Here is a 25858-nt window from a genome sequence, read left to right as displayed (position 1 = left end):
GGTAGCCTTTGCGGAAGACATCTGTAGCGATCATTTTACACGGGCTGTCCCGAAACGGGATCGATATGCTGATGGCATCCCTGGCAGAGCACTGGGACTATTCCCGGTTTGATGTGACCTACCTGCTGGCAGTGGATCCAGGCGCTCCCCAGCTGACGGAGGAGAAAGTGCGGGCATCCGGCGCCAGGGTTATTCATCTGCATGACCTGGACCGCGGCCGGTGGATGCTGTGGCCATTTACGCTTCGGAAAGCACTGAAACAGTATGGTCCGTTTGACGCTGCCCATTACCATATGTATTTCCTGAACGGCATAAACGCCTGGGCAGCGAAAAAAGCAGGGATCCCGGTGCGGATCTGTCATGCGCATACGATCTCCCATCCGAACGAAGGAAAAATCAGCCGAAGGATTTATAAAAAGATCATGCGGCGGCTGATTATCCGCAATTCCACGGAACTGGTCAGCTGTTCCGGACAGGCGGGCAGATATTTTTATAAGGATCATGCCCATCAGGTAATCTTCAACGGGATCGACCTGGAAAAGTTTGCTCCGGAGGGTGAAACGGCTCGGAAACGCGGAACAAGATTCATTACAGTGGGCCGGCTTCATGAACAGAAGAACCCTTTTTTCCTGCTGGAAGTAATCAGCGAGCTGAATCGCCTGATACCGGAAACAACGCTGGACTGGGCGGGGGAAGGCCCGGAAAAGGACGCGATTATAAAGAAAATCCAGGAGCTTCAGCTTGAAGATACAGTTCACCTGCTGGGCGACCGGCAGAATGTGGACAAGCTGTTGAAACAGCATGATTTTTTCCTTTTTCCCTCACGATATGAAGGACTTGGCAGCGTTTTGATCGAAGCGCAGGCTACAGGACTTGATTGTTTTATATCAGATACGATTCCGGAGGAAGCGGACTGCGGAAAGTGCAGACGGATTCCGCTTGCGAAAAGTGCCCGGGAGTGGGCTAATGAGATAACGGAATATATCCGTTCCGGTAAAACAATGCAGGTTGATCCGAATAAGCTTGGCCGGTATAATGTGGTCCATACGGCCCGGGTGCTGATGAATCTGTATGCCGGCAGGGACGCAGAATGAACGATCAGGAGCATAACCATAACATGATGAATCATCCGGACATAAGCGTTATCATTCCGGTTTACAATACCGCACAGTATCTGCCGGAATGTATAGAATCTGTCCGCGGGCAGACGATGCGGAACCTGGAGATTATCCTGATTGATGATGGATCAACAGATGCAAGCGGGATAATCTGCGATCAGTACGCGGCGAAGGATGACAGGATCCGGGTATTCCATACGGAAAACCAGGGACATTACCTTGCCCGGGGGCTGGCCGTGGAGAAAGCCCGGGAGGCGGGAAGCAAATACATCGGTTTCGTGGACAGCGATGACTGGATTGAGCCGGGTATGTATGAGGAAATGCTGAAGAGCGCGAGGTCTGCCGACGCAGATGTTGTTGAATGCGGATACTCCATGGATTTTCCGGATCAATCCTGGCAATGGCTTCCTGAGGAGGGAACATTCGGTCGGGCAGAAGCGCTCTACCGGCTGTTCAGAACGGACAGCGGACATGATTATTTCTGGAACAAGCTCTGGAAAGCCCAATGCTTTGAAAACTTTGACTTTCCTGACGCCAGGGCTTATATGGATGCCTGTATCACTTACCGGATTTACGCAGGACAGAAAACCTTTGTGAACCTGGCTAAGCCCTTGTATCACTATCAGCAGATCACAGGCAGTATCGTACACAGCCATGATATCAGGCTGCTGAACCAATGGCGGGTAAACAAGGATAAATATGATTTTATCGAAAACCGGATGAAGGAAATGCTGCCGGCGGAACAGTGGACAGAGATCCGTGAAAAACAGCTGTACAAATGTGTCTATGCGATCGGCAGAAACTGGACATGGTGGGATGGACACTCCTCAAAGGAGAAACAGGAGAACAAACATGTCCTGAAGGAAATGTCGGCATTTCTGAAGACCCATACGGCTTTATTCGGAAATCCGTCATGGCCTGTATCCCTACGCAGTACAGCTTTTCTCGGACGGTACCCAAACCGTCTGTCCACTAAGATGGCAGGGGCTATGAACAAGAGAGCACAGAAACGGAACAGACTTGTTTTCTTCAAACCGGCGGCAACAAAATAAAAATGATCAGGCGGCGCATTCAGAGATGAATGCGCCGCTTTTGTTTCTGTACCCTTTATGGTAAAATAAAACGAATATGGAAGGGAGTGTGGCGTTATGATTCAGGAAGTCCGGATCACAACACTGGAAGACCTGATGCCCCTGCTTTCGGAACAGGATTACAGGCCCGAACTGAAACGGAACCGATCAGGATACCTGTACCGGGGGATGCCGGATTCCGAGTATAAGATGGCAACCAGCCTGAGCCGCTGCTGCAAGGACAAGCAGAAGACGCTGGAGCCTGCCATACTGAACAACTTTGCCAAATACGCCGTACGGGAGGATCCGACGGTGACGCAGAGCGTATGGTACCAGATGATCACAGGACAGCATAACGGACTGCCAACACGCCTGCTGGACTGGACGCATTCCGCACTGGTGGCGCTGCATTTTGCCATGACAGAAGAATGCCTGGAGGAAATGGACGCCCATGACTGTGTGGTGTGGCGGATCGACATGAACGAGCAGATCGAGCATCTGCCGGAGAAATACCGCCTGGCTGTCGGCAGGGAACAGACCACACTGTTTTCCGTGGAGATGCTGACAAAGATCACGGACAGCCTGTACCAGTATGACGAGGATATGGGTGACCGGTCCATGGTCATTATTGAGCCTCCCAGCACGAATGACCGGATCATCATGCAGTATTCGTTCTTCTCGGTGATCCCGATGGGCATGACGGACATCGAAGGCTTCCTGAATGAGCATACCCAGAACACGGTGAAATACGTGATCGATAAGCAGCTGAGATGGCGGGTACGGGATATGCTGGACAGCCTGAACATCAGTGAACGGCTGCTGTATCCGGGCCTGGAAGGACTCAGTAAATGGATTGCAAGGCATTATTATGTGAAATAACGAGTTATTTCATATAATAACGCGCAATCCATTTACAATGAACAATTAACAATGAATAATTAACAATTGAGATGTTTTTTACCAATAGGAAGGGGACAGACAGATGAGAAGAATCAAAGGGGTGGCAGGAGTTATCTGTCTGTTTGCTATCTGGTTTGTGTGCTTTGGCGGAGCGGCTCGGGCGGATGTGGTCATCAATGAGGTGATGTCTTCCAACGGGTATTATGAAAACGGCCATGCCTGGGACTGGGTGGAACTGTATAACAACGGGAAGGAAACGGTCAACCTTTCAGGCTGGGGATTTACAGACAGCAAGAAGGACCTTTATAAATTCACATTCCCGGACGGGGCAAAACTGAAGGCCGGGGATTACCTGACGATCTGGTGCACGGGAGAGGAAAACAAAACGCCCGGAAAAGGAGATACCTTCTACGCGGATTTCAAGATCTCCTCAAGCGGGGAAACCCTGCGGCTGACAGACCGGGATGAGGAAGAGATCCAGAAGCTGAAGATGCCCGAGCAGTACGGATGCGTCAGCTATGGTATGCCTTCCGGCGGCGGAGCCTACGGGTTCTTCGAAAATCCCACGAGGGGGAAGAAGAACGAGACGGAGGCATATACACGGCGCACCGCGGAACCGGAGATCGTGACAGCGGCCGGCTTCTATGAGGGCAGCGTTACGGTGGAGGTACGGGGTGAAAACGGCGCGGACCTGCGCTATACCACGGACGGTGAGACCCCGACAAAGAAAAGCAAGCAGTTTCCGGCAGAGGGACTGAAGATCAAAAAGACCACACCGCTGCGGGTGAAGGCATTCGCGGAGGATGCAGTTTCCTCTTCAACGGCCGGCGCAACCTTCTTTATTGATGACGCGCCGCAGACTGCTATCGTATCCCTGATCTCAGATGACAAATACCTGTTCAGCAAGAAAACCGGACTGCTGACCAAGGGTACAGGCAGTATTCCGAATTACTCCAAGGGATACGAGTATCCGGTGCATATTGAATACTTCAACAGCAAGGGCGAGAAGCAGATCAGCCAGATGGGCACCATGACCTGCTCCGGACACAGCGCCCGGATCAACAGCCAGAAGAGCATCGCGCTGTATGCCCGGAAAGCCTGGGGATCAGACAGGTTCGAATTCAATCCGTTCCCGACCCGGGATTATGACAGCTATAAGAGTCTGCTGCTGCGTTCCGCCAACAGCGACTATTCCGCCACACGCCTGCGGGATATTGTGGCCAGCTCGCTGGCGGAGGGGCAGGGGATCCTGTACCAGGATCATGAGGTGATCCAGGTCTATATCAACGGCCGGTACTGGGGCCACTATAACCTGCGGGAAAAGATCAACAAGTATTTCGTGGCCGCCTATGAAGGCGTGACGGAGGAACAGGACATCGACAACATCGATATCCTGGCCCGCACGGGAACGGACGAATTCCTGCAGAACGGGGACAACAAGGACTGGCTGGAGCTGTGCGACTTCTGCAAAAAGAAGGACCTGAACGATCCGGAAAACATGGCCTGGGTGGAGGAACGCCTGGACATTGACAATATGTTCACCCACGCTGCCTATGAGATCATCCTGGGTAATGTGGACTTTACCAATGTGCGGGTTTACCGGGTGCCGGGCGGCAAATGGAAGTACCTGCTGTTTGACGTGGAGGCCTGCTGGCGCAACCTTGATCCCACGCCGATCGAATATTACATCAAGGCGCTGAACGCGAAGATCCAGGGCTTCCGGCATGAACCGCTGAATGCCATGTTCAAGGTGCCGGAGATGAAGGCACGGTTCCTGCGGCGGGTGAGCGAGCTGCTGTCCACCGTGTTCCGCTGGGATAACGTGGAGAAGCATTTCGATGATGTGATCAGCGTGCTGAAACCGATCCTTCCGCGGCACATTGAGCGCTGGAAAAACATGAAAATGGAGAACTGGAAAAAGAATATCCACGCCACGAAGTATTACGCGAGGGTCAGACCGAAGAAGATCCCGGAGATGCTGAAGAAGGCCATGAAGCTGACGAACGCCGAGGTGGAAGAGTATTTCGGTGAGACGCTGAAGCTGCTGGAAGAGACGAATAAGAAGCCGGAAGAGTGAGGCACAATTCATAATTCATAATTCAGAATTCAGAATTATTTGGTGAGAGAGACAGGAATCCCTTCGGTCAGAGTTGAGTTAATCTGAATCCGTGGGAGATCTCTCCACGCGCTGCGCTTGGTCGAGATGACAACGGGGAGTATATGCCTGCGGACAAGGTTGTTTCACTCTGAATCCGTGGGAGATCTCTCCACGCGCTAACGCTTAGTCGGAATGACATTTTGGGTGTGTGTTTGCAGCTGGCAGAGCACCGGGAAGAAAAGAAATCATTCGTATAAAGGGAATGGAAAAAATGTTTAGGATGCTGGGGCATATTGTGCGAGAGGGAGAGCTGCTGTGGATGATCTCTTCCGCGGCGGAGATCGGATTCCGGGTGAGCGGCGCGACAAAAGTCATAGTGAAGCTCACGGCGGATGATGCCGTACTCGATCCTACGCTGGAACCTCATCTTCCGCGGTTCGAAATCCTGCTGGACGGTAAACAGGCTGTCGACAGCCGCCTGACGGAAAAGGAAACCACGGTGACGGTGTTTGACGGAAACGAAAAGCGGGACGCCGAGATCCGGCTGATCAAGCTGAGCGAGAGCACTTCCAGCCTGATGGCCCTGCGGGACATCGAAACAGACGGAACCATTGAGCCGCTGCCGGAACGGCCGCTGAAAATGGAATTCATCGGGGATTCCATCACCTGCGGATACGGCGTAGAAGGGAAAAGCGAAGCGGAAACCTACACAACGGCGACGGAAAATGCGGAAAAGGGATACGCTGTACTGACGGCGGAAGCCCTGGGCGCGGACGCAACACTGACCTGCTTTTCCGGACACGGGATCATTTCCGGGTATACCGATGATCCGCAGATCCGGAATGAGGAGGACCTGGTTTCGATCTATTATGAAAAAGAAGGACGGAATGACCTCCCGCTGCCGTCCGGAAGGAAGATACAGGACTATGAGCGGGATTTCAGCCAGTTCCGGCCGGAGTATATAGTCCTGAACCTGGGCACAAATGATCTGTCCTGGTGCGGGACAGACGCTGCGCGGGGAAGGCTTTTCGCAGGTAATTACATCGAATTCCTGAAGACGGTCCGGAAGCATAATCCCTGTACCCGGATCCTGTGCGTGCTCGGCGTGATGGGTACAGCCCTGAATGACATGATGCGGCAGGCTGCGGAAGATTACTGCCGTGAGACAGGCGACCGGCAGGTCCGCGTGCTGGCTGTGGAGGAACAGAATGCCGCAAGGGACGGCTACGGCGCGGATTACCATCCCAATGAAACAACACAGCGGCTGCTGGCCGGGAAAGTGACGGACGCGATCAGAAAATGGATGGAGCAATGAAACTGAAGTATCCCTGCCTTGTGCTGGATCATGACGATACCACGGTGAACTCCACCGCGACGGTTCATTATCCCTGCTTTGTTGAGTATATGGAGAAGTATTTCCCCCATATCCATATGACGCTGGAGGAATACTTCCGCTATAATTTCGAACCCGGCGTGGTCGAAATGTTCACGGACATCTGCGGGATGACCATGGAGCAGATGATGGATGAGGAAGAATACTGGAAGGAGTATGTAAAACACCATATCCCGAAAGCTTATCCGGGCATCCGGGAAATCCTGACGGAGCATAAAAGAAGGGGAGGAAAGATCTGCGTTGTCAGTCATTCCTTCGCGGACTATATCCGGCGGGATTACCGGGAGAACGATCTGCCGGAACCGGACCTGATCTTCGGATGGGAACGTCCCCCGGAGCAGCGGAAGCCGTCCGTTTACCCCCTGAAAGAGATCATGAAGACCTTCGGCATGACGCCGGATCAGCTGCTGGTGCTGGACGACCTGAAACCCGGATATGACATGGCCAGGGCTGCCGGCGTGCCCTTCGCGGCTGCCGGATGGGCCAACGACATCCCGGAGATCGAGCAGTTCATGCGGGAAAACTGCGGCCTGTATTTCAAGAAAGTTGTCGAATTTGGAAACTTTTTGCATAGCTTATGACAAAAGGGTATACGGATTTTCTACCCGGCCCACCGAATGAAAACAAACCAAACCAATAATATTCAACTTGTCGCTTATTGAAACGCGAAAAACACGTCTGATATAATTTTATTAAATCAAACGGATGGATCATAACCCTGCGGAGCGCCTTCGGCGGAAGTGATCTGTCTTTGTTTATCAGTTTCATAAGGAGGACATAGTTTCATGAAAAAGATCATTGCTCTCGTGCTCGCTCTGACGATGCTCTGCGGCCTCATGGTGACCGCGCATGCTGATGACAAAATCAAGATCGGTATCTCCATCTGGAGTTCCACTGACACCCTTGGCAGCGAATGCAAGCGCCTCATCGACGCGGCTGCCGACGCCCTGGGCGTAGAAACCCAGTGGGTTGACCAGGCTCACATCTCCGAGCAGGTGACGGCTTCCGCCGAAACCCTGGCGATGGCTGACTGCGATGGTATCATCATCTGCAACTCCGCTTCCGCTGAAATGGGTTCTGTTATCAAGACCTGTGATGAGAACGAAGTGTATGTTGCCCAGTTCTTCCGCGTAATCAACGAAGAAGCCAACCCCGATGAATACGCTCAGGCGAAGGCTTCCAAGTACTATGTCGGCGCTGTGCATGAATCCGAGTTCGACAACGGCAAGACCCTGGTTACCATCCTGGGCAACAAGGGCTGCCGCAAGATCGGCCTGGAAGGCTGGGAACCCGGTGACGCGACCTTCCTGGGCCGCTGGGAAGGCTACAAGGCTGGCGTTGAAGAATGGAACGCCAACAACCCCGATGACCAGATCGAGCTGCTCGAGCCCCAGTACGGCCGCACCACGACCGACACCGGCCGTGCTACTGCTGAAGCTATCATCGACGCGAATCCCGATATCGATGCCCTGATCGTTGCGGGCGGCGGCGGAGACACCCTGCTGGGCGCTATCGCCGGTATCGAAGCCAAGGGCCTGACCGGAAAGATCGCTGTGGTTTCTACCGACTTCCTGCCTGACCTGGATGCCAAACTGGAAAGCGGCGCGATGGCTGCTGAATCCGGCGGACACTATGCTGACCCCTTCTTCGCCTTCCTGATGGTCTACAATGCTATCAAGGGCAACTATGCTACCAGCGAAGACGGTTTCTATGACATGGTGTTCCCCTACATGTTCGTTGACTCTCCTGAAAGCTACGCCAACTACGCTGCGTACTTCACCGGATCCGAACTGCCCTACAATGCTGACGAAATCAAGGCCCTGGCTGAACTGTCCTACGAGGACCTGGCCGCTGCCTGTGCCGCCCTGTCTGTTGAAGACGTTGTGGCCCGTCACACCAAGTAATCGTAATCTGATCCGGGCGGCTGCCAGGCGCGGCGGCCGCCCCCGGTTTTTTCATTAAGGCACGTGCCAGGCACGGGCCGGAACTGTAAGGGGAGAGAGGCTATGTCCACCGGATTCCAAAAGCTGAAAGGAACGAAAGCATACGGCTATATGATGCTGCTCGCGATGCTGTTGTTCTTTTACGCGGTATTTAAAATCCTGACTCCGGGGAACTTTGGTTCTCTGGGGAATCTGTATTCTTATCTCCAGTCGTCCATCATCTATTCTGTGGGCGGCTGCGGTTTGTATTTTATCGTTGTCATGGGCCTGTTCGACTTTGCGGTCGGCGCGAATATCGTGCTGAGCTCCATCGTCGGCGTGCTCCTGTCCCAGCAGTTCGGATATATCGGATTCGTTGTCGGCTGCCTGGGATGCGGCACCCTGATCGGCTTCATGATCGGTACGCTGTATAACAGGCTGAACGTGCCGTCCATGATCGTTACGGTAGGCCTGATGCTGATTCTTGAATGTGTCGCGGTGATCGTTGCCGGCGGTGTGAAACAGACGCTGGCTCCGGAACTGCGTTTCTTCAGCGGCGCCCCCGGGAACATTATCCTGGCAGGGCTTGCCTTTGTGCTGATGTATTTTATCCTGAACTATACCAAGATCGGTACCTATTGCAACGCCATCGGCTCCAATGAGTTCACGGCGAAGAACATGGGTATCGACGTGAAAAAATATAAGCTGATCGGTTTCATGCTGCTCCACTTCTTTGTGGGCATCATGGCAATCCTGACTGTGTCCTACGGCACAACGATGACAGCCCTGACCGGCATGAGCACCATGAGCCGGAACTTCCAGCCCCTGATGGGTACCTTCTTCGGCGTGGCTTTCCGGAAATATGGTATTCCGATCAGTGCCATCGTGATCGGTGAGTTTATCATCTCCATTATCTTTAACGGCTTTGTGGCTCTCGGCGCTCCGACCACCATCCAGAATGTGGTTACCGGTGCCGCACTGCTGGCGATTGTTGCCCTGACCGCCCGCGGCGGCAGGGGCAGCGTGGTGAAGTGAGGGGGATGTACATGGAAAAGAGAACGTTACTGGTGGCCGAAGGCATTGATAAGCGCTTCGGTATCACCCATGCGGTTAACAATGTATCCCTTGAGATCGCTGCCGGCGAGATCCGCGGACTGATCGGTGAGAACGGCTCGGGCAAGAGCACGTTCTGCCAGATGCTGTGCGGCATTTATTCCATCGGCGGGGGCACGTTCACCCTGGACGGAGAACAGCTGCATATCCGCAACCAGGTGGACGCGAACAACGCCGGCATCTCCATCATCGTACAGGAAATGGGCACGCTGTCCGGACTGACAGTGGCTGAAAACATCTACCTGGGCCATGAGGAACCCTTTGTGCATATGGGCGTGAAGGACAGCCGGGCCATGAACAGGGAAGCACAGGAGCTTCTTGATTCCTATGGATTCGGACGGATCAAGGCCGGCGCGATGATCGACCACTATAATTTCGAAGACCGGAAACTGGTGGAGATTGTCAAAGCTACCTATATGAAACCCAAGATCCTCGTGATCGACGAAACCACCACGGCCCTGAGCCAGAACGGCCGTCTTGAACTGTACAAGATCATGGACGCTGTCCGGGCGGATGGACGCACGGTTATCTTCATCAGCCATGACCTGGGTGAGGTGCTTGCCCACACGGATACGGTTTCCGTTCTCCGGGACGGTGAGTTTATCGGAACAGTCAACTCACAGGACGTGACGGAAGATGACCTGAAGCGCCTGATGGTCGGCCGGGAGATCGGTACTGCCTATTACCGGACTGACTACGGCCAGGAGATAGACGGCGAGGCTGTTCTTTCCGTTGAAAATGTGACCGTTCCCGGCGAACTCAATGACATCAGCTTTGTCCTGCACAGGGGAGAGATCCTGGGATTCGGCGGACTGTCCGAGTGCGGAATGCATGAGGTTGGCAAGGCGATCTTCGGAGCTTCCTGGGACAGGGGAGGAACGGTCAGACTGGCTGACGGAACGGAGATCAACGATATTCCGACCGCTATCAAACACTCCATTGCCTACGCCTCCAAGGACAGGGACAATGAATCCATCATCCTGAATGAATCCATCCGGAACAACATTGTGCTGCCTTCCCTGGATGACCTGGCCACCCATGGCCTGCTGAACGGCTGGAAGCTGAACCGTTTCGCGGACGAGCAGGCGAAAAACATGCAGACCAAGATGCAGAACGTGGGACAGTTTGTATCCGACCTTTCCGGCGGCAACAAGCAGAAAGTGGTCCTGGCCCGCTGGCTGGGCAAGGGCAGCGATATCCTCGTGCTGGATTCCCCGACCCGCGGTATCGACGTGAAGGTCAAGCAGGCGATCTACGCCCTGATGGCTGAACTGAGGGAGCAGGGAAAAGCGATCATCATGATCAGCGAGGAAATTCCTGAACTGCTGGGTATGGCTGACCGGATCTTCATAATGAAAGACGGCAGGATCAACGGCGAATTCACCCGGAGTCCGGAACTGGGCGAAGAAGACCTGATCGCGAAAATGGTGTAAAGGAGGCGGAGACAATGGAAAAGAAACAAAATGCATCCCATGAAGAGTCCAGGCTCCGTTCTTTCCTGACCGGAGACCGGTTCAAGGCAGCCCTTCCGCTGATCGGATTCGTGATCATCATCCTTGTGATGCATATCATGACAAACGGCAAGATCCTGACGCCGAAGAAACTGAGGCTGCTGTTTTCTCAGATTTATTATCCCACGATCGTGGCAACGGGCGTGTTCTTCATCATGACGCTCGGCTCCATTGACTTTACAGAGGGTTCCACGCTGGGCGTGGCATCCATCGTGGTCAGTGTACTTTCCTTCTATAGTATTCCCCTGGCGATTGCGGGCGGAATCCTGACAGGCGCAGCCATCGGAGCGATCAACGGTTTCTTCCATGTGAAGTTCCGGCTTCCGAGCTTTATCGTTACGATCTGTACGATGTACCTGTTCCGCGGCGTCTGTGCCTACTTCACGACGGAAACGGCCGTTCCTGCCAGCAACGCCATCAAGGCGCTGGACCAGGACTCTCTGAAGATCACCATTACGCTGGTGGTGCTGGCTGTGGCCTTCTTCCTGTTCAAGTTCACCCGGATCGGCAATGACGTGAAGGCCGTGGGTTCCGGTGAAACGGCAGCCCGGTTTTCCGGCGTGCGGACCGGACGGGTGAAGTTCCTGGCCTTTGTGGCAGCAGGTGCCCTGACCGGCCTGGCCGCGTTCGTCAACGTGATCAAGGTCGGCTCCATTACATCGACAGCCGGTAATCAGCTGGAAACCCAGATCCTGATCTCCCTGGTGCTGGGCGGATTGCCCATCACCGGCGGCGCGAAGGTGCGTTTTTCCAATATCATTATCGGTACACTGATGTACGCGATCCTGAACAGCGGACTGTCCATCCTGGGCTATGAGCCCCAGGTGCAGCAGCTGATCAAGGGTATCGTCTTCCTGATCTTTGTGGCCCTGACCATTGACCGCAAGGCCCTGAAGGTTATCAAATAACGGCACGTTTTTCCTCCTTCTCAGCTTCCTCCCGTTCGCGAGGGGAAGCGTTTTTTAATCTGAAAAAACCAACAGAACCAACAGTTACATATAACGTTGCGCTTTATGAATACGTTACAAACAGTTAACGCAGAAGGCAATCAGGTACATACAATTTGGCAAAAAAAAGGAAACGATTCGTTTTTATTTGGTCAAAGTTCAAATTCATTCCCACTTGTTCAAAACGGTAGATTTTCGACCAAAATGTATGCTACGATACATACTGTTCAAACGGGTTTCAATGCGGTGGATCCGCATGAACAATAAAACACTTTTTAAGGAGACGGTATTATGAAGAAGATTCTCGCTACCCTGTTGGCTGCCATCCTCGTGCTGGGCTGCTTCAGCCTCGCATCCGCTGACACCAAGACCTACAAAGTCGGTGTTTCCATCTATCAGTACACTGACAACTTCATGACCCTGTACAGGAACGAAATCGAAGCATACTTCAAGTCCCTCGAGACCGACGAAGTGAAGTATGAAATCACCATGGCGGACGGCAAGAACGACATGGCTGAACAGACCAACCAGATCCGTAACTTCATCACCCAGGGCATGGATGTGATCATCCTGAACCTGGTGCAGACCTCCTCCGCGGACGCTGTTATCGATGAAATCGTGGCTGCCGGTATCCCGCTGGTGCTGATCAACCGTGAGCCCCTGGCCTATGACGCTGACGGCAACACGCTGGATGAGCAGTACGAAGGCATCCTGAACAATCCCCAGGTCTGCTACGTTGGCGCTGACGCCCGTCAGTCCGGTACCTACCAGGGTGAAATGATCGCCGCTCTGGACAACAAGGGCGACATCAACGGCGACGGAAAGGTTTCCTACATCATGATCGAAGGCGATCCGGAAAACATCGACGCTCAGTATCGTACCGAGTTCTCCGTGAAGGCGCTGACCGACGCCGGCATCGAAGTGGAATGCCTGGATGACCAGGTTGGTAACTGGGACCAGACCAAGGGCCAGGAACTGTGCGCGAATGCACTGAGCAAGTACGGCGACAAGGTTGAAGTTGTGTTCTGCAACAACGACGGTATGGCGCTGGGCGCCCAGACCGCCATTGAGGCTGCAGGCCGCAAAGTAGGCGAGGACATCTACCTGGTGGGTGTTGACGCACTGCCCGAAGCCATCGACCTGATCAAGGAAGGCAACATGACCGGTACCGTGCTGAACGACCACATCGGCCAGAGCCATGCTGCGGTTGACGTTGCTGTGCAGCTGCTGAACGGCGAAGAAATCCAGAACTACTACTGGGTTAACTACGTGAAGGTCGACAAGGCCTATGCGGAAGCTAACTATTGATCATCCGCTGAAGCAGATCAGTAAATGATTCGCAGGTGGGTGAGCCGGCTATTGGCTCACCCACCTTTTCGGAGTATAATCAGACTATAGTGAACAAAAGCGCCTTTTGATCCGTGCCGGGGGCCGGACCCGGATCAAAGGGCACTGAACAGAACAAGATGAGAGGAGGCATGCCCTCATGTCCGAATACGTGCTGGAAATGACAGGCGTCAGCAAGTCTTTCCCGGGCGTTAAGGCGCTGGACAATGTACAGCTGAAGCTCCGGCCAGGCAAGGTACACGCTCTGATGGGCGAAAACGGCGCCGGCAAATCCACCCTGATGAAGTGTATGTTCGGAATCTACAAGATGGATGAAGGACAGATCCTGATGGACGGGGAGCCTGTGACGATCAGCGATCCCATGGACGCCCTGAAGAAGGGAATTGCCATGGTGCACCAGGAACTGCAGCCCATTCCTGCCCGGACGGTCGGGGAGAACATTTTCCTGGGACGGTATCCCATGAAAAAGGTTCTGGGCTTTATTCCGATGGTGGACCACGCCAAGATGTACGCAGACACGGAGGACCTGCTGAAGAAGGTCCGGATGCACTTCGACCCGAAGCAGAAGGTGGGCGAGCTGAGCGTTTCCCAGATGCAGTCTGTGGAAATTGCCAAAGCGGTATCAGCCAACTGTCGGGTGCTGATTCTGGACGAGCCCACCTCCTCCCTGACAGCCAACGAGGTGGATGCCCTGTTCCGGATTATCGAGGACCTGAAGGCGGAAAACGTCGCCATCGTATATATCTCCCACAAGATGGATGAAATCCTCCGCATTGCCGATGAAGTCAGCATCATGCGGGATGGTAAATACATCGGTACCTGGGAAGCCAGTGAACTGACTACAGATAAGATCATTACCCTGATGGTGGGCCGGGAACTGACCAACCTGTATCCGAAACGGGAAAATGTTCCCGGAGAAGTGGTGTTTGAGGTGAAGGATTTTACCTCCATCAATCCGCGGTCTTTCCGGAACGTCAGCTTCCAGCTGCGCAAAGGCGAAATCCTCGGCGTAGGCGGCCTGGTGGGCGCCCAGCGGACAGAGCTGATGGAAGGCCTGTTCGGTATCCGTTCCCACACGACCGGCCAGATCTTCTATAAAGGCGAGGAACTGACGATCAACCGGCCGAAGGATGCCATTGACCAGGGGATTGCGATGCTGACGGAAGACCGGCGCGGCAGCGGCATCATGGGCGTGCTGAGCGTGGCGGACAATATTTCCATCTCCTCGCTGAACCAGTATCTGGACTACGGCTATTTCATCAACGGCAAAAAGGTGGAACAGCTGGTTCAGGACAACGTTAAGAAGATGAATATCAAAACGCCGTCCTCAAAAACGCAGATCAAATCCCTTTCCGGCGGTAATCAGCAGAAGGTGCTGGTGGGACGCTGGCTGGCCAACAATCCGGACGTGCTGATCCTGGATGAGCCGACCCGCGGTATTGACGTCGGAGCCAAGTACGAAATCTACTGCATCATCGCGGAACTGGCCAAAGAAGGAAAGAGCATTATCATGATCTCTTCCGAAATGGGCGAGCTGATCGGTATGTCGGACAGGATCATGGTGATGTGCGACGGCCGCGTGACCGGTTTCGTGGAAGGAAGCCAGGCAACGCAGGAAAGCATCATGACTTACGCGACGCAGTTTGAATAATCAAGGAGGCAAACAAGATGGAAGCTAAAAAACAGCTCAGTTTCGGAGAGAGACTGGTAAAGGTTGTCACCCGGAATCCCATCGTCTTCCTGCTGCTGATCGCGGCAATCGTGGTGGGCTGCTCGGTGGAGAACTTCTTTTCCTGGGGCAACCTTACAAACTTGCTCAGCAATACAGCCATCCGGTTTCTGATTGCCCTGGGCGTTTCCGGATGCCTGATCACCAAAGGTACGGACCTGTCCGCCGGACGCCAGGTCGGTTTCGCGGCGGTCATCGCCGGCATTATGTGCCAGCGCGGTGACTATAACGGACGCCTGTGGAAGTTCCTGCCGGAAATGAACATCGGCCTGGTCTTCCTGGTGGTGGTTGTCTTCGGCGTGATTTGGGGCCTGATCAACGGTTTTATCGTGACCAAGCTGCACGTACCGCCCTTCATCGCCACCCTGGGCACCCAGACGATTATCTACGGTATCTCCCTGGTGATTTCTGATGCCCAGCCTATCGGCGGATTCCAGAAGATCTATACCACCCTGATCAACGGCCGTATCGGCAACGTGCGGGGATTCCACCTGCCGTACCTGCTGTTTGTGGCAGCGGTGTTTGGCCTGATCTTCTGGTTTATCTACAATAAGATGCGGTTCGGCAAATACATGTACGCCATTGGCGGCAACGACGTGGCGGCGGAGGTTTCCGGCGTGAACACCACCCGGACACTGATGCGGATCTATACCACGGCGGGCATCATGTACGCTGTAGCCGGTTACCTGCTGGCGGCCAAGTCCGGCGGTGCGTCCGCTTCCATGGGTCAGGGCTATGAACTGGAAGCCATCGCGGGTTGTACCATCGGCGGCGTTTCCACAACAGGCGGCATCGGTACGGTGCCCGGCATCCTGATTGGCGTACTGGTGTTCGAACTGCTGAAGATCATCCTGCAGTTCCTGGGCGTCAATCCGTATTACAACTATGTGGTGCAGGGCCTGGTCATCGTGCTGGCTGTATCCCTGGATATCCGCAAGTATATTGCGAAGAAGTAAGGCTTATGGATAAGGAAAAAGAACTCGAACAGCGGGAAAAAGCGCTGGAAGAACGGGAAAAGAACCTGGCGAAGCGGGAAAAGGAACTGAGTTTCTTTTCCCAGGCTTTGAAGGATAAGAAGGAATCCTGGTATGACCGGATCAACGTCAGCGTGAAAACGATGGACAGGATCATCTGGGGCGTATCCGCACTGCTGGCCATTGTGGTCATCCTGATCATCCTGGAAGCCACAGGCGTGTTCAAACTGTAAAGAATCCGATGATTTTCATGCCTTCACTGCAAGGACCATTGACCGCAAGGCACTGAAGGCTATGAAGTGATCAATCTCTTCCATATTTCTCCTCCGGCTTCCTTCTTATATAGAAGGAAGCCACTTTTTATGCCCGGGGCAGGAATCGGATCTTCTCAAACGGTACACTTCGATTCTATTCGGTAAAAGTTCGAAATCATTCGCACTTGTCCAAACAGGTGGAATTACTGCCGGATGTATGCTACAATCCGATATGACAGTCAAAAGCGTATCTTATACATCCATAAGGTACAATTACGTAAGAGCTTTTACACTTCGGAAGAAAACAAGGTAAACCGACCGGGATACCCTGCAGACAGAGGTGAACCAAAATGAACCAGAATACGGGGAGATCATCCCTGATCGCCATAGCCGGCGGCTATGTGCTCTATCTGGCTTATGAGCTGCTGAAGAGCCTGATCGACAATGCGCCGACTACCATGCCCCGTGTTGTTCAGATCCTGGCGATCGTATTCTTCGCCGCGGCAGGTATTTCACTTCTGGTTTTTGCCTGGAAAATCTGGAAAAAGGGCAGGGAAGACCAGGATCAGAATCCGGTCGATATTGAGTCCGGGGAAGGCAAAGCAAAAAATGAGGAAGAGCCTCCGGAAACGTGAAATCGTTTGCGCGAAAAGCCCCGTAGAATAAGGATTGTTTTCTTTCGGTATCGTTTCCGATTTTTCTGAAAAGCTATTTACAAACGATACCCAAAAGTGTAAAATATGGTCAGTTCATTTCCGGATGAACAATCCGGGAAAAAATAAAAAAAGGAGTGTACCCCTACTATGAAGAAGATTCTTGCTCTGGTACTCGCTCTGGTAATGGTTATGTCCGTTGCCTCCGCTCTGGCTGAAAAGGTTGGCGTGTCCATGCCGACCAAAGACCTGCAGCGCTGGAATCAGGATGGCGCCAACATGGAAGCCAAACTGAAGGAAGCTGGCTACGAAGTCGAACTGCAGTTCGCCTCCAATGACCCCCAGCAGCAGCTGGCTCAGGTTGAGACCATGATCGACAACGGCTGCGCCGTGGTCGTTATCGCTGCTATCGAAGGTAAGTCCCTGGGCGCCGCTCTGGACAAGGCCGCTGAAAAGGGCGTCAAAGTTATCGCTTATGACCGTCTGCTGATGGACAGCGAAGCTGTTGACTACTATGCTACTTTCGACAACTTCAAGGTCGGTGTCATTCAGGGCACCTACGTGAAGGATGCTCTGAAACTGGACGAAGCTGAAGGCCCCTTCGTGATTGAGTTCACCGCCGGTGACCCCGGTGACAACAATGCGGGCTTCTTCTTCGATGGCGCTATGTCCGTGCTGAAGCCCTATATTGAATCCGGCAAGCTGGTTGTGACCTCCGGACAGACTGAGTTCGAAAAGGTTGCTACCCCCGAATGGAAGCCGGACACCGCTCAGGCTCGTGCTGAGAACATTCTGTCTTCCTACTATGCCGACGGCACCAAGCTGGATGCCTGGCTGTGCTCCAACGACTCCACCGCTCTGGGCGTGACCAACGCTCTGGAAGCCAACTATGACATCGCTTCCTATGGCTGGCCGATCATCACCGGTCAGGACTGCGACGTTACCAACACCAACAACATGATCGATGGCAAGCAGGCTATGTCCGTGTTCAAAGACACCCGCACCCTGGCTGCCCAGGTCGTGAAGATGGTTGGCCAGATCCTGAGTGGCGAAAAAGTTGACGTGAACGACGAGAAGACCTATGACAACGGCAAGAAGGTCGTTCCTTCCTTCCTGTGCGATCCTGTTATCGGCACTGCGGAGAACTACAAGGAACTGCTGATCGACTCCGGCTATTACATCCTGCTGGATGACGGCCATGTCGACAAGCTTCCCGAATAATTAACCCCGTATCATGACTTAAGATGCAGGCGGGCCCCAGCCCGCCTGCATCGTTTAAGGAGAAAGACAATTACTGATTTCCAATCCAATTCATACGTCCTACAGACCGCGGGGCGGTCTGAGAGGAAAGCTGGAGGAGAGCCATGGCAAAGATATTGCTTGAAATGAAGAATATCACGAAGACTTTCCCGGGCGTAAAAGCACTGGATAACGTGAATTTTCAGGTTGAAGAGGGAGAAATTCATGCGCTGGTCGGTGAAAACGGCGCCGGAAAATCCACCCTGATGAACGTGCTGAGCGGCATCTATCCCTACGGAACATACGAAGGGGATATCATCTACGATGGAAAAGTCTGCGAATTCCATAATATCAAGGATTCCGAAAAACTGGGCATCGTCATCATCCATCAGGAACTGGCACTGGTTCCGGAAATGACGATCGGTGAAAACATGTACCTGGGCAATGAATGCGGCCATAAATACGCGATTGACTGGAACACCACCTACGCTGAAGCTGATAAGTACCTGAGAATGGTCGGACTTTCCGAAAGTTCCAAGGTTCAGGTCAAAACCATCGGCACCGGCAAACAGCAGCTGGTTGAAATTGCCAAGGCGCTTGCGAAGAAAGCGCGACTGCTGATTCTGGATGAGCCCACATCCTCTCTGAACGAAGAAGATTCCCGCGCACTGCTGGATCTCATGCTGGAGTTCAAAAAGCAAGGGATGACGATGATCATCATCTCTCACAAACTCAACGAGGTCGCTTATGTCGCGGATACGATAACGGTGGTCCGTGACGGTGCCACCATTGAAACCATCGACAACCGCGGTACCGAACAGGTTTCCGAAGAACGGATTATCAAAGGCATGGTCGGCCGCGAGATTACCAACCGTTTCCCGAAACGGGATAACGTGGAAATCGGCGATATCCAGATGGAAGTGGATCACTGGACCGTTCATCATCCGCTGTATCCGGAACGCAAAGTGGTTGACGACGTATCCATGTATGTCCGCAAGGGCGAAGTTGTCGGAATTTACGGCCTGATGGGCGCCGGACGGACGGAGCTGGCCATGAGTATTTTCGGCCAGAGCTACGGCACAAACTTCTCCGGCGAACTGAAGATTGACGGAAAACCGGTGAAGCTGAAGAAGAGTGAAGCAGACGCCATCAAGCACAAAATCGCCTATGTTACTGAAGACCGGAAGGGCAACGGCCTGGTGCTGAGTCAGTCCATCAAAGTCAACACTTCCCTGGCTCATCTGGACGCTATCTCCAGCCATACAGTGATTGACGGCGATAAGGAATACGCTGTTGCAGAGGAATACCGGGACAAGCTGAAGATCAAGACTCCTTCCGTGGAACAGCTGGTGGGCAATCTTTCCGGCGGTAACCAGCAGAAGGTGCTGCTTGCCAAGTGGATGTTTGCGGAACCGGATATCATGCTGCTGGACGAGCCGACCCGCGGTATCGACGTGGGCGCCAAGTATGAAATCTACTGCATCATCAACGATCTGGCTGCCGCAGGTAAATCCGTGGTGATGATTTCCTCCGAACTGCCGGAGGTGCTGGGCCTGTGCGACCGGATCTACATCATGAACGAAGGCAAGATGGTCGGCGAGATGAAGGGATCCGAAGCAACGCAGGAGAGCATCATGGCTGTGATCCTTAAATCCGGAAGGGGTGAATAAAGATGAGTGAAAATGTCAAAAAAGCCCCGAGTTTGAGGGAACTTACGCAGAAGTACAAGGTGGGCGAGTTTTTCCAGAAGTACACGATGGTGCTTGCCCTGGTTCTGGTGGCAGCGTTCTTCGCACTGCGAACCGGCGGCAAAACCCTGCTTCCCGCCAATATCAACAACCTGATCGCGCAGAATGCTTACGTATTCGTGCTTGCAGCCGGTATGCTGCTGTGCATCCTGACCGGCGGTAACATCGACCTGTCTGTCGGTTCAGTGGTTTGCTTTGCTGCCGCAGTTGGTACTGTTATGATGCAGTCGGGCGTGAACATGTGGATTGCAGTGCTTGCCATGTTGGCAATCGGCCTGGCGGTAGGCACTTTCCAGGGCTTCTGGATTGCAAAACTGCATGTTCCCGCATTTATTGCCACGCTGTCCGGTATGTATGCCTTCCGCGGCTTCTCCAATGTGGTGCTGGGTGGTTATCAGGTATCCATCACGAATCAGAGCTTCCTGGATCTGTTTGGGGGCGGCGCTGGCTGCTATGTGCCGGATTATCTTCGTCAGTTGTTCGGACTTGCCAACGGAAAGCCTAACATCACTTGCCTTGTGGTGGGCGGCCTGGCAGTTGTCATCTATATCCTGATGACGATCAGGAAAATCCATATCCAGAAGAAACTGCAGATCCATCAGTCCATTATCGGCATGGCGATCACCACTGTTCTGATCTCCGCGGTCATCATCTGGCTGACGCTGAAGCTGGCCAGTCACAGAGGTATCCCTACTGTGATGATCTGGATCTGCCTGGTGCTCGGTGTCTATCAATATATTACCACCCGGACTGCTATCGGACGTCATCTGTATGCGGTGGGCGGCAATGAAAAGGCAACAGCGCTGTCCGGTGTCAAGACCCGTAATGTTTTCTGGTTTGCTTATGCCAGCATCGGCCTGATGGCCGGACTGGCTGGTATCCTGACAGCTGCCCGGGCGAGAGGCATTGATCCCACCTATGGTGAAGGCTATGAGATGGATGCTATTGCCTCATGCTTTATCGGTGGCGCTTCCGCGTACGGCGGCATCGGCAAGGTATCCGGTATGATTATCGGTGCTGTGCTGATGGGTGTGATCAACCAGGGTATGGGTATCCTGGGCGTTGATTCCAACTACCAGAAAGTTGTTAAAGGAATCGTGCTGCTTGTGGCCGTTATGTTTGACGTGCTGAGCAAGCGGCAGAAGCGGTAAGGAAGGAGGATGACAACGATGGATAAAAAAGCAATTGTATCTACCCTGAAAAAGAATGCCATGCTCGTCGTCCTGGTCCTTGTATATCTGTTCTTTATGGTTTTGACCGGAGGCGGTATCTTCAGGCCGACAAGCTTTAATGCTTTGATCAGCCAGAATGCCTATGTTTATATTCTTGGCTGCGGTATGCTGATGTGTATGCTGACCGGCGGCAACATCGACCTTTCCTGTGGTGCTTTCGTGTGCCTGTTGGGCGCGATCAGCGGTGTGCTGATGGTGATTCAGGGATGGGGAACCGGTGTTTCGCTCCTGGTAGTACTGCTGATTGGTATAGTATATGGCTGCGGATTAGGCGCACTGGTAGCTTATGTGCATGTTCCGCCGTGGATCGCGACCCTGGCTGGTTATCTGGCATTCCGCGGACTGGGCACCGCTATCCTGCGCGCGAATTCCCCCACAGGTTCGATCGGACCGTTCCCGGACAGTTTCCTGAATGTATTTTCGCGTGTCATTTTTAAGACGCCCGAAGGAGTAATGAATATTCCCTGCATAGTTCTCGGTATTGTTGCGGCAGCACTGGTTGTGTTTCTGGTATTCAGGAACCGAGCGGTACGGCTGAAAAAAGGCTATGAAGCGGATTCCATGGGTGCTGCGGTTGCCAAGAGCGGCATTGGCGCAGCTGTGATTCTGCTTGTGATGTACAAGCTGTCCCTGGCCGGTGGCATTCCTACCGTATTGCTGTGGGTGGCAGGTATTGTGCTGATCTACTCCTTCATTACCAGTAAAACCACCATTGGCCGTCACTTTTATGTGGTGGGCGGTAACATTGAGGCAGCCCGTCTATCCGGTGTGAACACCAAGCGGATTATGTTCCTAGCCTACCTGAATATGGCGGTTCTGACATCCATATCTGCCATGACCGTTATTGCCCGGTTTACCGCTGCCAACGCAAACGCAGGTAAAAACTTCGAAATGGACGCCATTTCCGCCTGCGTGGTGGGCGGCGTTTCCGCCAGCGGCGGTGCAGGTTCCATCCTGGGTATGGTGATCGGCGCTACGCTGATCGGCGTGATCAACCTGGGCATGTTCCAGATCAGCCTGGATGCGAACTATCAGCGTGTGGTCAAAGGCTTCGTGCTGCTGGCTGCTGTGGTGTTCGATATTCTTTCCAAGAAAAAGCAGAGCTGACAGACTGTTGAGTACACAAAACGGAAGAGCGGCTGCTCTTCCGTTTTTTATTGCTTTTTCCGGCAGGATGGCATATGCTTGTACAGAGGAATCAAAAAACCGGACGAGGTGAAAATATGAGTATCATCTGCGGACAATGCGGCAAAACCATTGAAGGCGAAGACATGGCTTTCTGCCCTTACTGCGGTACGAAGCTGGAAATAAAGAGCACAACAGAACCTCAGAATGAGGAAGCGGAACAGTGGATCCGGAAAGCCAGGGCTGTGACCAGCTATCCGGAACGGAAGAAGATCCTGCAGAAAGGGCTGGATGCCTGCCCCGGAAACCGGGAGATCGAATGGGAGATGCTGTTTGTCGGGGAAGAGGAAAAGACGCGCGGCCGCGTTTTTGATTTCTCCGTCATTAAGTGCTGGGCGCTGGAGTTCTACAGGAAGCCGAAGGATTTTTCCAGAGAGAAGAAGGACAAGATGCGCAGCTGCCTGTTTGACGCGCCTGAACTGAAAAGGTGCCTGAACCGGTTTGATAATCCGGAGGAAAAGCAGAACGAGTATCTGCAGCGTCTCTGCCGGGAATATGTGGAACTGTTCCTGGAAGGAAACAACCAGGTGATGGGGAATATCTTCGGGTTCCAGCTCGAACGAAACAAGGAGAAAAAACTTGCTGTGCCTGTGGCGGAAATGATCGGGCGGATTCAGGAAGACGAGAATCTGCTGCCGGAACAGCGGGAGCAGCTGTGGAAAGCGCTGTACCAGGGGTATGCCGCCAGGACGGGCGGGAAGACAGAGTATCTGGATGAGAGGCTGAATCAATGATTCAGCTCTCATCCAGATACAATGAACAATGAACAATGAACAATTAACAATGAACAATGGTGGGAAAAACTCCTGCGAACCGCAGGAGTTTTATTGATTATATGCGTCCTTCGGCGGAGATTTCTCCACGCGCTGATGCTTGGTCGAAATGACACTTGGGCAGTGTGCTTTCGGATGAAGTTGTTTCGCTCTGAATCCGTGGGAGATCCTTCGACTCCGCCGCAGGCTCCGCTCAGGATGACACAAGGAGACAGAACGGTCTATATATCTTTGCGGCTTACACAATGATGAGCGATAAGTGAAGAGTAAGGAGTTTAGCGTGATAAGTTTAGGAACGTTTCGATCAGGGAAGAGGCTTCGGTGACCGGATCATTTGCCATATCCAGCCAGTGGACGCGGGGATCACGGCGGAACCAGGTCATCTGGCGCTTGGCGAACTTTTTGATCGAGGCGGCGAGCTCTTCCTTCATCTGTTCATAACCGATTTTACCGGTCAGATACCAGGTCAGGTATTTGTATTCCAGGCCGAGTTTGACCATAAAGGTCTCACTGACACCCTCATCCAGCAGGGCTTTGACCTCTTCCACCATGCCTTCCTGCAGGCGCTTTTCCAGCCGCTCGTCGATCCGATGCTTCAGGATCTCCCGGGGCCAGGTGACACCGAGCTTCAGAAGCTCATAGCGGGGGCTTTTGCCGGCGGGACGGTAGTCATCCGCTTCCAGCTTTTCCAGGGCGCGCATGACCCGGTGACGGTTCTTTGGGTCGATATCCGTATCTGGCAGCTTCTGTTTCAGCATTTCATACAGTTCAGGGGTTTCAAAGGTTTCCAAATGAGCACGGAGCGCCTGGTCCGGCGCTTTGTCACTCAGCTCATAACCATCCGCAACAGCATCCACATACAGGCCTGTACCGCCGACCAGGAAGGGCACACGGCCACGGGACAGGATATCATCGATTGCTTCATAGGACAGGCGCTGGAAATCTGCCATGGAAAAGAATTGACCTGGATCACGTACATCCAGCAGATGATGGGGAACGCCGTTCATCTCTTCCGGGGTGATCTTACCGGAACCGAGGTCCAACCGACGGAAGACCTGGCGGGAATCAGCGGATATGATTTCGCCTCCGAAACGGGCAGCCAGCTGAACCCCCAGGGAGCTTTTCCCGGAGGCGTTCGTCCCCTCAATCACGATCATTTTCGGAAGCATTTTTCCCACTCCTTCCGGCCTTCAGGAAGGCCCGAAAAGATGATATCACAGGGGTTTCAGCCGCGCAAGGGCATCAAAATGAGACTATGTCACAAAAAACTGGCACATTTTGTGCTTAAAACGCCCCAAACGGCACAAAATAAAGGCATCCCGGCAAAAAAAGACTTGACATAAAGCACGGATTGGTTATACTGAAAACGAAAATTCTTTCAAGGAGGTCCCCATAATGAATAAGGGTGAACTGATTGCTGCTCTGGCAGCCAAGACCGAAATGACCAAGAAAGATTCTGAAGCCGCTCTGAACGCCGTTCTGGACGTGATCGCTGAGAGCATGGCCAAGGGTGAAAAAGTGCAGCTGATCGGCTTTGGTACCTTCGAAGCCAAGAATCGTCCTGCCCGCGTTGCCCGTAACCCCCGCACCGGCGCTTCTGTGAAGATCGCCGCCTGCAAGGCTCCCGCTTTCAAGGCCGGTAAGGCTCTGAAGGACGCTGTGAACAAGTAATTCCGGCATCTTGTCCCGCAGTCGAAAGACTGCGGGGCTTTTTTTTGTCATCGGGTGTAAATGATTGCAAAAGTAAAATCCATGTGATAAACTTATTGCATTGGTTTTCACAAGGCTCTAGTGGGGGGAATAACTATGATCGCGAGAATGGGCAGGACGCGCTTTATTATGTGCGCATTGCTTATTCTTGTGCTTTGTGCTGCGGTGATTTTCGCGGCTTTTGGCATTAAACTCCCGGAGGCATCCGGTAAGACGGTAAAGAAAGACGGGAAAATGACCATTGACTGCAGCAACATGTCTGAAGGCTACATCATGGTCAAGGCCAAGAAAACAAACAAGCGGCTGAAGCTCCAGATAGCTACTGAAGGAGCCAAGCTGAACTATGATCTGAACAGTGACGGGGAATTCGAGGTGTTCCCGCTTCAGTTCGGAAGCGGCAAGTACCAGGTTTCCCTTTATGAAAACGCCGGCGGGAAAAAGTACTCCAAGGAAGGCAGTGTTAAGCTGAACGTCAATATACCGGACAAGCTCAGCTGCTTCCTCTATCCGAACCAGTACGTTTCCTATGACGAGAATACGCCCTGTGTTAAGTTTGCTGAGGAAGAACTGTGCAAGGGCATGACAGACCAGAAAGAGATATATGACGCGATCTGCAAGTATGTGGTCGGCGGCACTTTCGTTTATGACTATATCAAGAGTGTGACGATCAAACCCGGCCAGCTGCCGCAGATTGACGAATGCTGGAACAACCGTATGGGCATATGCCAGGACCTTTCCGCAATGACTTGTGCGATGCTGCGGTCCCAGGGGATTCCGGCGCGCCTGATGATCGGTACTGTGGGAACTGATCCGAAAAAAACGATTTACCATGCCTGGGTCATGGCTGTAGTCAACGGAAAAGACGAGTTCTTTGATCCTACGGCGGAGCTTGGCGGCAGTTCCAAGACAGCAACATATACACCAGAGAGATACTATTAATCC

Annotated in this window: 23 protein-coding genes; 22 read left to right on the top strand and 1 reads right to left on the bottom strand. The window is 53.1% G+C overall.

The window, feature by feature from the left end; all coding sequences use genetic code 11:
- Positions 1–8: 8 nt before the first annotated feature.
- The 20 genes from JYE50_RS07190 to JYE50_RS07095 all read left to right on the top strand — a co-directional run bounded on the left by JYE50_RS07190 (position 9) and on the right by JYE50_RS07095 (position 23167).
- The gene (locus JYE50_RS07190) at positions 9–1094 is read left to right on the top strand and encodes a glycosyltransferase (RefSeq protein ID WP_084096794.1); all 1086 of its coding nucleotides are present in this window, start codon (positions 9–11) and stop codon (positions 1092–1094) included.
- Positions 1091–2170, top strand: coding sequence for a glycosyltransferase family 2 protein (locus tag JYE50_RS07185; protein WP_084096795.1), 1080 nt, complete (start codon positions 1091–1093; stop codon positions 2168–2170). Before JYE50_RS07190 ends, JYE50_RS07185 begins: the two co-directional genes overlap by 4 nt.
- A 96-nt stretch (positions 2171–2266) precedes the next feature.
- The gene (locus JYE50_RS07180; RefSeq protein WP_084096796.1) at positions 2267–3067 is read left to right on the top strand and encodes an FRG domain-containing protein; all 801 of its coding nucleotides are present in this window, start codon (positions 2267–2269) and stop codon (positions 3065–3067) included.
- A gap of 103 nt (positions 3068–3170) precedes the next feature.
- A complete protein-coding gene (locus JYE50_RS07175; RefSeq protein WP_084096797.1) occupies positions 3171–5165 on the top strand; it encodes a CotH kinase family protein in 1995 nt (664 codons plus the stop codon).
- 292 nt (positions 5166–5457) lie between these two features.
- Positions 5458–6501 (top strand): SGNH/GDSL hydrolase family protein, encoded by a 1044-nt coding sequence (locus tag JYE50_RS07170; RefSeq protein ID WP_179138417.1) that lies wholly within the window; start codon positions 5458–5460, stop codon positions 6499–6501.
- Positions 6498–7160, top strand: a complete 663-nt coding sequence (locus JYE50_RS07165) for an HAD family hydrolase (RefSeq protein WP_283399247.1) — start codon at positions 6498–6500, stop codon at positions 7158–7160. Before JYE50_RS07170 ends, JYE50_RS07165 begins: the two co-directional genes overlap by 4 nt.
- 204 nt (positions 7161–7364) lie before the next feature.
- On the top strand, positions 7365–8483 hold the full coding sequence (locus JYE50_RS07160; RefSeq protein ID WP_084096799.1) for a sugar ABC transporter substrate-binding protein: 1119 nt from the start codon (positions 7365–7367) through the stop codon (positions 8481–8483).
- Between the two features lie 102 nt (positions 8484–8585).
- A complete protein-coding gene (locus JYE50_RS07155; protein ID WP_084096800.1) occupies positions 8586–9536 on the top strand; it encodes an ABC transporter permease in 951 nt (316 codons plus the stop codon).
- Positions 9537–9547: 11 nt separating this feature from the next.
- Positions 9548–11047 carry a sugar ABC transporter ATP-binding protein gene (locus JYE50_RS07150; RefSeq protein ID WP_084096801.1) on the top strand — a complete coding sequence of 500 codons (1500 nt, stop codon included), beginning with the start codon at positions 9548–9550 and terminating at the stop codon, positions 11045–11047.
- A 14-nt stretch (positions 11048–11061) separates the two neighbouring features.
- The gene (locus JYE50_RS07145; protein ID WP_084096802.1) at positions 11062–12033 is read left to right on the top strand and encodes an ABC transporter permease; all 972 of its coding nucleotides are present in this window, start codon (positions 11062–11064) and stop codon (positions 12031–12033) included.
- Positions 12034–12363: 330 nt separating this feature from the next.
- Positions 12364–13380 (top strand): galactose ABC transporter substrate-binding protein, encoded by a 1017-nt coding sequence (locus JYE50_RS07140; RefSeq protein WP_084096803.1) that lies wholly within the window; start codon positions 12364–12366, stop codon positions 13378–13380.
- A 178-nt stretch (positions 13381–13558) separates the two neighbouring features.
- A complete protein-coding gene (locus JYE50_RS07135) occupies positions 13559–15070 on the top strand; it encodes a sugar ABC transporter ATP-binding protein (RefSeq protein WP_084096804.1) in 1512 nt (503 codons plus the stop codon).
- Positions 15071–15087: 17 nt separating this feature from the next.
- Positions 15088–16104: an ABC transporter permease subunit gene (locus JYE50_RS07130; RefSeq protein WP_084096805.1), complete on the top strand. Its 1017-nt coding sequence runs from the start codon at positions 15088–15090 to the stop codon at positions 16102–16104.
- A gap of 5 nt (positions 16105–16109) precedes the next feature.
- Complete coding sequence (locus JYE50_RS07125) at positions 16110–16355, top strand: hypothetical protein (protein WP_084096806.1); 246 nt, start codon at positions 16110–16112, stop codon at positions 16353–16355.
- Between the two features lie 371 nt (positions 16356–16726).
- The gene (locus JYE50_RS07120; RefSeq protein ID WP_084096807.1) at positions 16727–17011 is read left to right on the top strand and encodes a hypothetical protein; all 285 of its coding nucleotides are present in this window, start codon (positions 16727–16729) and stop codon (positions 17009–17011) included.
- 168 nt (positions 17012–17179) lie between these two features.
- A complete protein-coding gene (locus JYE50_RS07115) occupies positions 17180–18250 on the top strand; it encodes a substrate-binding domain-containing protein (RefSeq protein WP_084096808.1) in 1071 nt (356 codons plus the stop codon).
- Positions 18251–18393: 143 nt separating this feature from the next.
- The gene (gene mmsA, locus JYE50_RS07110) at positions 18394–19938 is read left to right on the top strand and encodes a multiple monosaccharide ABC transporter ATP-binding protein (RefSeq protein ID WP_084096809.1); all 1545 of its coding nucleotides are present in this window, start codon (positions 18394–18396) and stop codon (positions 19936–19938) included.
- 2 nt (positions 19939–19940) lie between these two features.
- Positions 19941–21167 (top strand): ABC transporter permease subunit, encoded by a 1227-nt coding sequence (locus tag JYE50_RS07105; protein ID WP_283399248.1) that lies wholly within the window; start codon positions 19941–19943, stop codon positions 21165–21167.
- 18 nt (positions 21168–21185) lie between these two features.
- The gene (locus JYE50_RS07100; RefSeq protein WP_084096810.1) at positions 21186–22355 is read left to right on the top strand and encodes an ABC transporter permease subunit; all 1170 of its coding nucleotides are present in this window, start codon (positions 21186–21188) and stop codon (positions 22353–22355) included.
- A 116-nt stretch (positions 22356–22471) separates the two neighbouring features.
- Positions 22472–23167, top strand: coding sequence for a zinc-ribbon domain-containing protein (locus tag JYE50_RS07095; protein WP_084096811.1), 696 nt, complete (start codon positions 22472–22474; stop codon positions 23165–23167).
- A gap of 314 nt (positions 23168–23481) precedes the next feature.
- Here JYE50_RS07095 and miaA read toward each other — a convergent pair whose 3' ends face one another.
- On the bottom strand, positions 23482–24375 hold the full coding sequence (miaA, locus tag JYE50_RS07090) for a tRNA (adenosine(37)-N6)-dimethylallyltransferase MiaA (protein WP_084096812.1): 894 nt from the start codon (positions 24373–24375) through the stop codon (positions 23482–23484).
- 226 nt (positions 24376–24601) lie between these two features.
- On the opposite strand from miaA, the gene hbs reads away from it, so the two are divergent.
- Together hbs and JYE50_RS07080 are read left to right on the top strand one after the other, a co-directional pair.
- Complete coding sequence (gene hbs, locus JYE50_RS07085; protein ID WP_084096813.1) at positions 24602–24877, top strand: non-specific DNA-binding protein Hbs; 276 nt, start codon at positions 24602–24604, stop codon at positions 24875–24877.
- Between the two features lie 135 nt (positions 24878–25012).
- Entirely contained in the window at positions 25013–25855 is an 843-nt protein-coding gene (locus JYE50_RS07080; protein WP_084096814.1) for a transglutaminase-like domain-containing protein, read from the top strand.
- Positions 25856–25858 lie beyond the last annotated feature (3 nt).

It is taken from the genome of Aristaeella lactis, assembly GCF_018118585.1.
In the GTDB taxonomy this organism is placed as follows: domain Bacteria; phylum Bacillota; class Clostridia; order Christensenellales; family Aristaeellaceae; genus Aristaeella; species Aristaeella lactis.
Note: the sequence above shows the minus strand (reverse complement) of the source record. Positions and strands in the feature narration are given on the sequence as shown.